Consider the following 12,934-nt stretch of genomic DNA (forward strand, 5'->3'; position numbering starts at 1 on the left):
TGGGTGTCGACCGTCGCGGGGGCGACCACGGTGGACCTGCTCGCCGACGCGGATGGCGATCCGGAGACGACTTCGGATCAGATTCCGCTCGTGCTCGGCACCGCGGCGGCCACGGCGCTGACGGTCTTCGACTGGCGGACCGCCGACGTGCCGTTGGGCCAGTATCGCGTGCTCGCGCGCATGCATGACCGGATGGGTACGCACGTCAGCATGGCGCCCGGCGTCGTGGAGATCGTCGAGCCGCTCCTCAAGGTGGAGAACCTCGAGGAAGGCGAACGGCTAGTGAAGGGGGATGCGTGCATCCCCAGGCGCCGACCTCACCTGGGGATGCCTCATTCCTACGAAGCGCCGAGGAAGCTCACAGCTCGTTGAAGATCATGAGCCCTCGGGAGGATTCGGCGGTGTAGACGTAGCCGTCGCCCGGGACGCGCACGCCGAAGAGGCCCTCGAAGAGGCTGTCACCCCGGAGCGGGTCCGTCTCGCGGAAGACGTGGTGGTGTGCCACCTGGCGAAGCTGGGTGGGGTTGGAGACGTCCAGCACGCGCAAGCCCTCCTGGTACCACGCGACGTAGAGCAGGTTGCCGCGCAGGATGAGGTTGTGCATGGAGGTGACACGTCGCATCTTGAAGGTGCCAATCTTCACGATGTTCGCCGGGTCGGTGACGTCGAGCGCGCGCACGTGAGAGGCATTGAACTCACCGCCCTCGAAGGCGATGGTCTTCCCCCCGAAGGTGCCTACCGCGTTGTGGTGGGAGAAGCCATTGGGAATGATGTAGCGGCCCACCTCGCGGATGTCGTCGAGGTTGGCGAGGTCGAAGAGGGCATAGCCGTCGCTGGAGTCGCTGATGTACAGGCGCCCCTCGTAGACGAAGGAGTCGTGGGGACCCCCTGGGATGACGGTGCGCAGCACCGGGTCAAGTGGGTGGGTGAGGTCGTAGATGAAGGTGCCAGAGATGGGGACCATGGCGTAGAGGAAGTTGCCGTCGACGAGCACCGTGTGCGCGCCTCCGTCTCCGCCCGTGGACAGGCTGCGCACGAAGAGGGGCTCGGCGGGCTGGGAGATGTCATAGACGACGACGCCCGAGTCATTGCTCGCGACGTAGAGCGCGTTGTCCTTGGCCCACACGCCATTCCAGAAGTTGTCCCCAGGCAGGCTGATGGATGCGGTGCGCACGGGGTTGCGCGGGTTGCTCACGTCGAAAACGGTGAGTCCACCCAATTGGTCCTGGTGGGGCATGGAGACGACGTAGGCGTGCCCCTTGGTGACGTAGATGTCCACGGCCAGGCCCGTGGAGACGCGGTGCTCGGACAACAGCGCGAGCCCGCCCGAGGACTCGGGCTCGGCCTCCTGTTTGACGACGCGGTGGGCCTCGAAGGTGCCGCCCTGGGTGAACTGGCCTCGGCGGCAAGATGCGAAGCAGCCGGTGAGGATGTTGGGGGCCTTCGTCTCGCAGCCCGTCAGGTTCATGACGGTGCCGGTTCGCGGCACCTGGCCCTGCAGCACAAAGCGGTCTCCCTCCATGTCGAGCTTGAGAATGGGCTGGTCATACAGAGTGCTGGTGCCGCCGTCGTCGCGAAGCAGGAACCCCGTCGAGGAAGGGACGATGCGGGTGCCGCCATCCGGCAGCGCGCGCTCTCCCCGGAGCTCGACCTGGTAGATACCCTCCTGGGCCAGCGCGCCGAGCGACTGCGTCTCACACTGGGACAGGTCGAAAAGGTCGGCGCGGTCGAGTTCGTTGCAGATGGTGGGAGAGACGTTCCGGGGGTCGAACTTGCAGTCGGCCAGGATGCCCTTGTCCTCGACGTCCCCATGCTCCTCGAGCGGTACGTAGGTGCCATCCCAGACATAGGGACCGGCATCCACGCCCGCATCCGGTCCCGCGTCGGGGTTCTCATTGGGGCCCGCGTCCGGTCCAGCGTCCGGGGTCTCATTGGGGCCTGCATCGCTGCCCGCGTCCCGGCCCGCGTCGGGGGTGGATGGGGAGGGTGGGTCCTCGTCGCAACCCATCAGCGGCGAGAGACACAAGGTCGAAAGAATGAGCCCTAGGGTACGAAGGGAGCGTGTCAAGGAGGGACCTCGGAGGTAGGGGGGACTCCACGTGGTGTGTGGAGTCTGCCTGCCAACGGGAGGCTCGGGTCGTCGTACTTCCGGGGCGTGCGGGTCCTTGCTCCACGAGGGGAACTCAGGACTGGTGGCCGTCCAATCCCGGGTTTCCGGTCACCCTGGTCGCCGATTTGCATCGCAACCGTCCCGCCCTCCGGAGCACGGACTCACGGCGCATGGCGGGCACGGCCCCCTGTCCCCGGAAGAACACCCGCGCAGGTGCGCGTCGGCCTGTATGGACTCAGGCCGCGCGCTCCTCGCGCACCGTGAAGTAGGCATGGCGTCCGCGGCCACAGCCGGAGCATGTCCACTTCGCCAGGACGAGGTGCTGCTCTCCGAGGACGACTTCCTCCAGCTTCGGTGCCCCGGCACCGGCCACGCCGCACGCGCAGCGCACTCCGGACAGCCGCGCGTGCAGCTCGCCCACGGTGGCGAGCGAAATGGCCTGAGCGGGGCTGTCCCCTTCGACGGAGGCGAACTTGCGCGAGAACGCCCGCTTGCGCCGCCGCGCCTGCACGTCCCGGAGGAACGCACGCGGCCCATCACCCATGAACATGAGGAGCCCGCCCAGCGCGAGGCCCCCCAGCCCCATGGCCACGCCGACCCAGGTGAACCCTGAATTGCCTCGGCCTCCGTTGCCGTGAGTCGTGCCGAGCGTCACCTGGTAGCCGGTGTGGACGTCCATCCGCTTCAGGGCCTCCAGGTGCGCCATGAGCTGGGCGGGCTCCACCGCGTCCGCGAGGCTGTGGTAGCGGTATTCGAGGAAGAGCACCTTGTCGCCGTCCTCCGTCCAGAACCTGTAGTCGAGCGCGCTGGCGGGTCCTTGGACGGTGTCCCGTTGGTGCCTGATGCGCATGGAGTGGAGCGACTCGAAGCGGATGCGCTGCCGCACGTTCACCGGGTGGATGATGGCCAGGGGCATGGTGCGCTGACCGATGCGCGGCCGGGTGAGGTAGCGGGTGATGGTGGATGCGGTGAATTCGCGCTGCTGCTCCAACCAGAAGGACTCGATGACGTAGCGCTCCACCAGCGTGATGACGTTGTGCTCCGGGTCGTCCTGCACGGAGAGCGGCGCGGTCGAGCGAATCGTCGGGTCATTGCGCGCATAGAAGTTGAGGTACTCACGCTCCACGTCCTTCAGTGACGCGGTGGAGAGGTTTCGGCGCATTTGATTGGCACTCGGGCCCTTCCAGTGCGTCGTCACGGTGAGGGCCACGGGTTGGCCGGCGGCGCTCTCCACGTAGGACTCCTCCAGTTCCATCACGGGCTCCTGACTCCGAGGCTCCGGAATCTCCACCAGTCCCGTGGTGGCTTCGTCAATCGGCAGGGCGCGGCGGAACGGCGGCGGCTCGAAGGACTCCAACGGACCTCGCTCGTGTGAGGCCGTGGGGTCCAGCCAATAGTCACGCCCCTCCAGGCGCGCCTGGACGATGACGTGGTCGAACACGACGGGAGACGGATACATCGACTCCACCGTCTGCTTCCAGGCGGAGTGGACGAGCGCCGACCGGGCCTCGATGCCGAGCGCCCGCAGCAGCGTGACGAGCAGCAGCGTCTTGTCCTTGCAGTCACCAAAGCGCCGCGCGAGCACTTCCTCCGGTGCATGGGGGCGGTGCGAGTTGGGACCCAGCTCCATCCCCAGGTAGCGCACCTCGTCCTGCACGAAGCGCAGCGCCCCGAGCAGGCGCGCGGAGGGGGATGCGTGCGCCGCGCGCAGTCGCTTCACCTCTTCCTGGAGCGTCGGGGGCAACCGCGCGGGCGCCTGGTAGAGGGGCACGGCCCAGCGCGCCACCGCGGCCCAGCTATCGAACTCGCTGAGCTGCAGCCAGGGCCAGGGCTGGTACCAGGAGGGAAGCGAGTCATCGATGCTGAGCGCCGGCACGTCGTGCTGCTCCCAGACGTACTCGCGCACACCGCCCACCTCCTTCACGGAGGGGGACACGTCCGTGCCGTGTTGCTTCACATGCAGCCCGCGCGCGGAGGGCCATAGCAACCGGTAGCGCCAGTGGCCCAGCGGCGTGCCGTAGCGCGTTTCCACGGAGGCGAGGAAGCGGCCGTCGAAGACAGGGTTGTCGCCCTCGACGGTGAAGTCGTACTCGATGACGTCACCCACGCGCACGTCGCGCACGAAGATGAGCGCGGAGAGGGTGCCGTTGTAGAGCCGCTGCTCCAGCTCGCGCTCCTGCTGGATGACCTTCACGGCCTGGGGCTCCAGCACATCCTTGCGTTGCCCGCCGCGGTGCAACCAGACGCCGTGCAGGGTGAGACGCTCGAAGGATGGGTCGAACGTCACGTTGATTTCGGCGGCTTCCTCGATGCCGCCCTCGGTGAGGACGCGTCGCGCGTAGTGGGCATAACGCTCCACCCTCGGGCGCTCCGCGCGCACCTGGATATCGGCGAGCGCGTAGTGAACGCCCCCGGTTTCGCCCAGGGGCCGCGAGTCCCTCGTCTCCAGTGCGACCGGGCGCACCCAGCCTGCGGGAGGTTGGACCCGGAAGGAGCGCTCTGCGTCCTTGGGGGCCGCGCTGGAGGGGAGGGTGAGGCCGAGCAACAGGGCGGTGAGGGGCGCGAGGAAATGAACGGAGCGCATGCGAGGAGGGCGAGAATGGAGGCATGCCCCACGGGCTCGCAAGGGCTCCGAGCTGGAGTCGAGCCACGCGCCAACGGGCGGGCCCGGAGCCATGCTTGCTCCGGGCCCGCGGTGGTCCCAGGGGTTACAGCAGGGAGATGCTGGGAGTGATGCCGTCGGAGGGGGAGCCATGGCCCAACTGGCCATCGGCGTTGTGGCCCCAGGCCCACACGGTGCCGTCATCACGTACGGCCAGCATGTGGTCGCCTCCCGCGGCGGCCGTGACGACCGCGCCGCCCAGCCCCTGCACCTGCCCCGGCGCGAGCGGATTGGACGTGGTGCCATTGCCCAATTGCCCCGATTCGTTGGTGCCGCCGGCCCACAAGGCGCCGGTGGCGCTCAAGGCCAGCGAGGTGTCCCCGCCACCGGCCAGCTCCACCAGGCCCGTCATCCCCACCTGTGCAGGTCGGGTGCGGCTGTACCAGCCAGCGGCGAGCAGCAGCGTGCCCCGCCCGCCGTCGCCCCAGGCCCACCCGGTGCCATCGAAGCGCACCGCCAGCGAGTGCGCACTGCCTCCCGCCACACTCACGACCCCGGTCAGTCCCTGCACCTGCACGGGCGTCAAGCGACGGTTCTTGGAGCCATCCCCCAACTGGCCTTCGTTGTTTTCGCCCCAGGCCCACAGGGTTCCGTCGGAGCGCACCGCCAGCGAGTGTGCGCCACCCGCCGCCACCTTCACGACGTCACCGAGTCCCGCCACCTGCACCGGCGTGGCGCTCTCGTAGCCGGCAGCGGGATTCCCCAACTGCCCGTTGGAGTTGTTGCCCCAGGCCCACACGGTGCCGTCGGAGCGCACCGCCAGGGCGTGGACCCAGCCCGCGGCGATGGACACGACTCCGCTCAGCCCCTGCACCTGCACCGGCACGGCGCCGCCGTTGCCCCACTCCCACACGGTGCCGTCGAAGAGCAACGCCAGCGAGCGGTCGCCACCCGCGGCGACAGCCATGACGCCAACAAGCCCCGGCACCTGCACGGGCGCGGGCCGGCGCGTCGTCGTCCCATCCCCGAGCTGGCCGGCGTAGTTGGCGCCCCAGGCCCACACGGTGCCGTCGTACCGCAGCACCAGGGAGTGGGACAGGGCCGCCGCCACGGAGGACGCCTCGCTCATCCCCTGCACCGCCACCGGCAGGAACCTCCCCGCGGGTGTCCCATCTCCACGCTGCCCCACGTCGTTGTTGCCCCAGGTCCACACGGAACCATCGGAGCGCAGGGCCATGGCGTGGTCCCGCCCCGTGGCGATGGCGGTGACCCCGGTCAGCCCTTGCACCACCGCGGGCGTGGTGCGGCCAGTCTTGGTGGCGTCGCCCAGTTGACCGCTATCGGCGTTGTAGCCCCAGGCCCAGACGGTGCCATCGGAGCGCGCCACCAGGGAGAACAGATTGCCCGCGGCCACGTCCACGGCTCCGGTCAGCCCCTGCACCTGCACGGGCGTGGAGAGCGGCCACGGAGTCATGGGCAGGTACGCGTTGCCCCAGGCCCACACGGTGCCGTCGGACTTCACCGCCAGCGCGTAATCCTCGCTCGCGGCGACAGCCGTGATGCCGGTCAGCCCCTGCACCTGGACGGGCGTGGAAGAGGAGGTGGTGGTGCCATTGCCCAGTTGGCCAGAGCCGTTGTAGCCCCAGGCCCACGCCGTGCCGTCGAAGCGCAGGGCCAGGGACATATTCCTGCCCGCGACCACGGCCACGGCCCCGGTCAGCCCCTGCACCTGGACGGGCGTGGAAGAGGAGGTGGTGGTGCCATTGCCCAGTTGGCCAGAGCCGTTGTAACCCCAGGCCCGCACGGTGCCATCCGCCATCACCGCCAGGGAGTGATCCGTGCCCGCGGCCACCGCCGTCGCCCCCGTCACCCCTTGCACCTGCACGGGCACAGGGCTGGATGTCGTGGAGCCATTTCCCAACTGACCGCTGCCATTGTATCCCCAGGCCCACACGGTGCCGCCAGAGCGGAGCGCCAGCGAGTGAATCGAGCCCGCGGCGACCGCCGTCGCCCCTGTCAGGCCCTGCACCTGGAGGGGCACGGCGCTGTTCGTGGTGGAGCCATTGCCCAATTGCCCGTATTCGTTCGAGCCCGCCGCCCACACGGTGCCGTTCGGACGCACTGACAGGGAATGGTCCCTTCCCGCGGCGATGCGGGCGCGCGGCTTCGTGCGCGTGATGGGCGAGCCCACCGATGCTTCCTCGACAGACTCCCCCGTCGGGGGTTGGCCACAGCCCACCGCGAACCACAGTCCGAGGCAGACTCCCAGCCATCGGCTCATCCGCTGACCTTCGCTCCGTTGCATGTATCGCTCCTGATGTAATTGCCTGGCCGGCTGCACTGGCATGGCTCTGTTTGTCATGATGAGACATCGGGTCTGCCGCGATGACGGCACCCGCCGCACCCGCATCGGGCGCGCCGGACCCTCCGCGGTCATCCACCGCGCGCTCCCAGGGGGACACGAGCGCGCGGCCCCTGACGTGCCCGGGCTTCGGTTTATTCTCGACCTCGTACAAAAAGCGGAACAGGGCGGCCGGTGACTCGCGGTGCTCGGAACGGGGCGGGATGTGCGGGGTGAACCGGTTCCAGGGCCGGCCCCGGGGTCGTCGTCCTCGAGGTTGGGGGGGCTTCGTAGCCCTCCGGCTCGCGGCCATCGAGTCGCCGCTGACGCGTCAAGCACCCTCCTGACGCGTCAGGACCCCTGCTGACGCGTCAACCGCCTGGTGTGAGTCCTGAGATGCGTGTGATTGCCTTGGGGAATCGCGGCAGGGCGTGCTGGCATGCCTTCTGCTTGGGTTTCCGAGCGAATCATCACCACACAAGGGGAGGCTCATTCGTATGAGCATCGTACAGCCAATCTATACCGGCGGAAGCTACAATATCATCCAGACGGTATACCAGCTTTCGAGGTTCTCTGGTCTGGGCGACAGCCTGGAAGACACGGCCTCCAACATCGCTCAGCAGCTTGGGCCTATCATCGATGCTGCGTTGACGAGCAATAGTCAACAATTGGGTGTGTGGACGCGAGTGTGGGGACCTTGCGTCTATCAAACCGACACAGACTGCAGCGGCAAGGGCAGGGTGTCCAAGGTGGCCGACAATGTCATGTACGCGGTCCACAATGCGCAAGCGGACTGCTATGTCGTGGCGATTGCTGGTACCAACGGGAACAGCGACACCGCGCACAATTGGTACGACACGGACTGTCTGGACAATAGCGTCACGAACACGGTGGCCTTCCCGGTGGGAATCACCCCGACGAACAGCACCAGTCCCAGTCAATTCAACGTGGGGAACGTTTCGCAGGGGGCGGCACGGGGGACCACGAATCTGCTGAACATGCTGGATTCGCAGACGAATCAATCGCTTCAGACCTTCCTGGGGGAGAAAGCGTCCTATCAGGCGACGCTGATCTTCGCTGGGCACAGCCTGGGTGGCTCGCTCTGCCCGACCTTGGCCCGCTGGCTCTATCAGAACGTCTTCGATGTGAAGCGGTGGGCCGCGCTCTATGTGCTGCCGACGGCCGCCCCCTCGACCGGAGATCAAGGATTCGTCAACGCCTTTACTGCGCTCTTTCCGCCGACGGCGATCTCCGGCATCGCGAATTATGGCTACTGGAACCAGGTCATCTGGAACCAGTACGATGTGGTGCCGCACGGCTGGACCAACTTGATGAACGTCCAGCCGTACAATGTGCAGAACGACGTGGTGTGGGATTACGTCGAGAACAAGTCGTGCCAGACGCTCTACGGCCCGCTCAGCGGCTTCCTGGGGCTCGATGCCAACCTTGTTTATGGCGCGATCAACCAGATGTACCAATTGCTGCCGAGCCCGAATCCCTACGTCAGACTGCCTTCGCAGAAGTTCACGCCGTCGCCGCTGCCTCCCCATCCGGGTAGCTTCAATGATTTCATGACGACGGTGGGGCAGCAGCACCTCAACGCCTATGATTCCTTCTTCGGGGTGACACCCAACGTGGCGAAATTGAAGGTCAGCCTGATGCCCTCGGTGCCCGGCGACGCATCCGCGACGGAGGAGCGTTCCGCGCCAGTGCGAAGCACCGCCTGATTCACGGCTTCCCGTGGGGCGGAAGTGTCCGGGAGCCACCCAGCACGGAGGATCAGCGCCACCGGTGTCCGCGGGGGCGCGTGTTGGCTCCCGTGGACTCCCCGCGAATCTGGCACGCGGGGCGGCGAAAAAATCCGGGGCCCTGAATCCTTTCTGGCGCGACGTGACTTCTCCTGGTGAATGGAGGGCGTCATGAAGCGAAATGTCGGGAAGGTGGAGCGGCTGTTCAGGGCCCTGGGCGGGTTGGTGCTGGTCACGTGTGCGGCCCTGGCGCCGCTGTCGCTGGCCATCCGGGTCGCGACCTTCGGAGTGCTGGGGGCGTATCTGCTCTTCTCGGCCCTGGCGGGGAGCTGCCTCGGCTATGCCCTGATGGGCCGCTCGACGTGCCCCCTGGGGCCGGGGCGCTGATGGGCGCGGGGCACGGAGGGTTGCTTGCCGCGGCGGCCCGGGGAGATGACGAGGCCCTCGCCGCGCTGGTGCGCACCTACCACGACCGGGTGTACCGGTTCGGCCTGCGCGTGTGCCGGGACGGCTACGACGCGGACGATGCGGTGCAGGAGGCCTTCACGAAGCTCGCGAAGCGCCCCGAGGTGCAGCGGGACGCCAGCGTCCTCTCGTGGTTGATGAGCGTGGTGCGCAACACGTGCCTGCGCATGCTCCGTCCCTTCGTCCGCGAGCGGCAGTCCCTGGGCGAGCAACTGAGGGAGGACGCCGCCCTTGTGTCCGACGCGCTCGACCCGCAGAAGGCGCTGGAGCGATGGGAGCTTATCCAGTCCGTCCATGCGGCCATCGCGGCCTTGGAGCCCATCTATCGCGAGGTGCTCATCATGCGAGACCTCGAGGGGCTCTCCGGCGAGGAGGTTTGTAGAGCCCTGGGGCTTGAGCTGGCCGCCATGAAGACGCGGCTGCACCGTGCGCGGACCCAACTGCGCGAGGAGCTGCTGCGCCGAGGTGAATGGCGTGAGCACGGCAAGCGCATGAACTGACGTTCGCGAGCAGGTGCCTTTCGCGGGCACCTGGTCATCGCCGATGCTCATGCGCGCGGACTATGTCGCGGAACGGCGGAGCCACTCCTCGAACCGCGTCGGCCCGACACGAACTCCGTCGCCCGGCGTGAGCGATTGGTCGTCCAGCTCCACGCCAAAGTAGGGCGCGTGAGCATCGGCGATGACCTTGCGCCCGTCCTGCTTCGCGGTCATGAAGCGTTGGACCACGTCGACGAGTCGCACTCGCTCCGGCCCGGCCACTTCGACGATGCCATTGACCGGCGCGCCCAGCGCCGCTTCGGCCACCGCATCCGCCACGTCGTCCGACGAGATGGGCTGTATGAGCGCCGTGGAAACGCGCACCGTCTCGCCTTCCGTTCCCGCCTTGGCGATGCCGCCCATGAACTCGAAGAACTGCGTCGAGCGCACGAGGGTGTACGGAATCCTGCCGGCAGTGATGAGCTTTTCCTGCGCCATCTTGCCGCGAAAGTAGCCGCTGCCCAGAAGCCGCTCGGTGCCGACCACCGACAGCGCGACGTGGTGCTTCACGCCGGCCTTCTCTTCCGCCGCGAGGAGATTGCGCCCCGAGGTCTCGAAGAACTCCAGCACGGCCTTGTCCTCGAACGACGGCGAGTTCGCCACATCGACGACCACCCGCGCGCCCGCGAGCGCCTCCTCCAGGCCTTCACCCGTGAGGGCGTTGATGCCCGAACTGGGCGCGGCCGCCACCACCTCGTGGCCCTGCCCGCGAAGCCTCGTCACCACCTTCGTTCCGATGAGGCCGGTGCCACCGATGACCACGATCTTCATGTTTGCCTCTCCGTTGACGACGAGAATGTAGGCATGAAAGGGTATGGCAGCCATGACAGATACCCCGGAATTTCTGCCAGTTTCGGGCGGGCAGCGCACCGTGCTCTTCGTCGCCTTTCCCGACATGGGGTTGCTGGACCTGACGGGGCCCCAGACAGTGTTCTGGGCCGCCTCAAAGGCCCTGGCGGAGTGCGGATTGCCGGGGTACCTCCGCCACACGGCGAGCCTTGATGGTGGGCTGGTGCAGTCGGCGGAAGGCGTTGCGTTGCAGACGGTGCCGCTCGCCGCGTTCGCGAGAGTCCCTGTCGACACTGTTGTCGTTCCTGGCTCGCCGAACATCGAGCAGGTGCTGGCCCGCTCCGAGCCGCTGATTGAATGGCTTCGGCTGAAGGCGGCAGCGACCCGCCGCACCGCATCGGTCTGCAGCGGCACCTTCCTGCTGGCCCAGGCCGGGCTCCTTCAGGACAAGCGCGCGGCGACACACTGGGCCATGTGCGACCTGCTGCGCGAGCGCTTCCCTTCAATCAAGATCGACCACGACGCGCTCTTCGTCCGTGAAGGCCCTGTGTGGACCTCGGCCGGCGTCAGTGCGGGAATCGATCTGGCCCTCGCGCTGGTGGAGGCGGACCATGGACATGACCTGGCCATGAAGGTGGCAAGGGAGTTGGTCGTCTTCCTGAAGCGGCCGGGTGGGCAGTCGCAGTTCAGTGAGCTGCTGAAGTCGCAGACGAAGGACGGCGCCGCCTTCGATGAACTGCACCTGTGGATCTCCGACAACCTGGGCAGCGACAACCTCACCGTCGAAGCGCTGGCCGAAAGAGCCCGCATGAGCCCGCGCAACTTCGCGCGTGTCTACAAGCAGAAGACCGGCCGTACTCCGGCGAAGGCCATCGAGGTCCTGCGGCTGGAGGCCGCCCGGCGGATGCTGGAGGATTCGAAGCGCAACGTCGACCAGATCGCCCGCGTGTGCGGCTTCGGGAACGAGGAAAGGATGCGGGTGACCTTCCAGCGCAATCTTTCCATCTCGCCAAGCGACTACCGGAAGCGGTTTGCGACGTGAAGTCTTCATGCTGTAACGGCGACGGGAGGGTCTGGTGAAACGACTGGGGACCGTGGTGTTGGGGCTCGTGCTCGCGGGAGTGACGCTGGCGGCGTCTCCTCGCTCAGAGAATCCGGAAGGCTTCGTCCTCGAGCCCTTCCAACCCTGCGCGCCTTCCGGAGCCAACTACCTGGCCTTCACCCCGGGTGGGCGACACATGCTGCTCGAAGAACCGGAGGATGCTGGAACGAGGCGTATCTGGGCCGTCGAGCCGGGCACCCGGACTCTCCCGGTACTCCTGACGGGCGCCGCGGTCTCCAACGAGCATCTCGCCTGCGGCGGTGATGCGTTGAGCACCTGTGTCGGCTGCCGGGGTCTGACTCCGGATGGCGGGAGCGCTCGGACCCTCGGCGTCGCGTGCCGATGGTACCGGGGTGACGGAGGCTCGGACGAGGTCCGGTTCCAGGGTGACTGGGCCCAGGGACTGGAGGGACCGTACTCCTTCGAGGTCCATCCGGAGTGGCACTCGGTCGCGTTGCGGAGCTCCGACAATGCAATCCGTGTCATCGAGCGTGATGGAGGAGTGTCCCCATCCCTTCGGATACCCGAGCTGCGGTGGGTGACGCCCATGGGCTGGGAGAAACAAGGAGCGCGCTACCTGCTTCGATTCGGGGTCTCCACGCTCCCTGGCGTGCAGTATTTCGCCGGTGACTACAATCCACCCGCCGAGAGGGAGCTCCTCAGCGCGCTGTGGGATCCGAGCACCGGCGTGGTGGGCGCGACGCAGGTGTGGCCGGACGATGGCGAGAGTCGCTCCTTTTCACCCAGCCGTCGGTATGCCCTGGACCTCGACCCGAGGGATGGGCGGGCGCCGGTGCTCGAGGAGGTGTCCTCCGGGGCCATCCGTCGGCCGAAGTTGCCCGAGCGCGTGCGGGATGCGGTCCTGGGGGCATCTGGAGGCATTCCGGCCTCCTGGTCGGGTGGTTCGCGGTGGCTCGGCGAGAGCTGGGTGGCCCTGAGCCTCGACCCGCTTGTCATCCTCGATACCCGGACGCTGAAGCTCTTCTATCCGATGGCCCTGCGGACGCTCGTGACGCTCGAATCCTTCAGTCCGGACCTGCGCTGGGCGGTGGGTCGCGCGCCGGACGGAAGCTGCCAGCTCGCGAGCCTCCGACCGACGAACGGAGCGCAGGTCCCCAGGCGTCCCTACCCGGCATCGTGGTGGCCCGAGGCGGCCACCGAGTAGCGGAGGAATGGCTCAATCCCACGCAGGTGCCGTGCCCCGTGTCACCGTGATGGCGCCGGGGCTATCCTCCCGG

10 protein-coding genes are annotated in these 12,934 nt (G+C 67.5%); 6 read left to right on the forward strand and 4 right to left on the reverse strand.

What is annotated here, in order from left to right:
* Window positions 1–3: 3 nt before the first annotated feature.
* Window positions 4–372 carry a hypothetical protein gene (locus HUA74_RS03330; protein ID WP_174453389.1) on the forward strand — a complete coding sequence of 123 codons (369 nt, stop codon included), beginning with the start codon at window positions 4–6 and terminating at the stop codon, window positions 370–372.
* Here HUA74_RS03330 and HUA74_RS03335 read toward each other — a convergent pair.
* The 3 genes from HUA74_RS03335 to HUA74_RS03345 all read right to left on the reverse strand — a co-directional run bounded on the left by HUA74_RS03335 (window position 359) and on the right by HUA74_RS03345 (window position 7,017).
* Window positions 359–2,008 carry an LVIVD repeat-containing protein gene (locus tag HUA74_RS03335; protein ID WP_174453390.1) on the reverse strand — a complete coding sequence of 550 codons (1,650 nt, stop codon included), beginning with the start codon at window positions 2,006–2,008 and terminating at the stop codon, window positions 359–361. The genes HUA74_RS03330 and HUA74_RS03335 overlap by 14 nt on opposite strands.
* Window positions 2,009–2,345: 337 nt before the next feature.
* The gene (locus HUA74_RS03340; RefSeq protein WP_174453391.1) at window positions 2,346–4,694 is read right to left on the reverse strand and encodes a DUF3857 domain-containing protein; all 2,349 of its coding nucleotides are present in this window, start codon (window positions 4,692–4,694) and stop codon (window positions 2,346–2,348) included.
* Window positions 4,695–4,818: 124 nt separating this feature from the next.
* A complete protein-coding gene (locus HUA74_RS03345; protein ID WP_174453392.1) occupies window positions 4,819–7,017 on the reverse strand; it encodes an RCC1 domain-containing protein in 2,199 nt (732 codons plus the stop codon).
* Window positions 7,018–7,550: 533 nt separating this feature from the next.
* Here HUA74_RS03345 and HUA74_RS03350 point away from each other — a divergent pair.
* The 3 genes from HUA74_RS03350 to HUA74_RS03360 all read left to right on the forward strand — a co-directional run bounded on the left by HUA74_RS03350 (window position 7,551) and on the right by HUA74_RS03360 (window position 9,766).
* Window positions 7,551–8,780: a hypothetical protein gene (locus HUA74_RS03350; protein ID WP_174453393.1), complete on the forward strand. Its 1,230-nt coding sequence runs from the start codon at window positions 7,551–7,553 to the stop codon at window positions 8,778–8,780.
* Between the two features lie 192 nt (window positions 8,781–8,972).
* Window positions 8,973–9,188 (forward strand): DUF2892 domain-containing protein, encoded by a 216-nt coding sequence (locus tag HUA74_RS03355; protein WP_174453394.1) that lies wholly within the window; start codon window positions 8,973–8,975, stop codon window positions 9,186–9,188.
* Window positions 9,164–9,766 carry an RNA polymerase sigma factor gene (locus HUA74_RS03360; protein ID WP_371817186.1) on the forward strand — a complete coding sequence of 201 codons (603 nt, stop codon included), beginning with the start codon at window positions 9,164–9,166 and terminating at the stop codon, window positions 9,764–9,766. Before HUA74_RS03355 ends, HUA74_RS03360 begins: the two co-directional genes overlap by 25 nt.
* A gap of 60 nt (window positions 9,767–9,826) precedes the next feature.
* Here HUA74_RS03360 and HUA74_RS03365 read toward each other — a convergent pair whose 3' ends face one another.
* Complete coding sequence (locus HUA74_RS03365) at window positions 9,827–10,576, reverse strand: SDR family oxidoreductase (protein WP_141645271.1); 750 nt, start codon at window positions 10,574–10,576, stop codon at window positions 9,827–9,829.
* 43 nt (window positions 10,577–10,619) lie between these two features.
* On the opposite strand from HUA74_RS03365, the gene HUA74_RS03370 reads away from it, so the two are divergent.
* Together HUA74_RS03370 and HUA74_RS03375 are read left to right on the forward strand one after the other, a co-directional pair.
* Window positions 10,620–11,636 carry a GlxA family transcriptional regulator gene (locus tag HUA74_RS03370; protein ID WP_217443326.1) on the forward strand — a complete coding sequence of 339 codons (1,017 nt, stop codon included), beginning with the start codon at window positions 10,620–10,622 and terminating at the stop codon, window positions 11,634–11,636.
* Between the two features lie 34 nt (window positions 11,637–11,670).
* Window positions 11,671–12,861, forward strand: coding sequence for a hypothetical protein (locus HUA74_RS03375; protein ID WP_174453395.1), 1,191 nt, complete (start codon window positions 11,671–11,673; stop codon window positions 12,859–12,861).
* The last annotated feature ends 73 nt before the right edge of the window (window positions 12,862–12,934 follow it).

The organism is Myxococcus sp. CA051A, assembly GCF_013336705.1.
Taxonomy (GTDB): Bacteria; Myxococcota; Myxococcia; order Myxococcales; family Myxococcaceae; genus Myxococcus; species Myxococcus llanfairpwllgwyngyllgogerychwyrndrobwllllantysiliogogogochensis.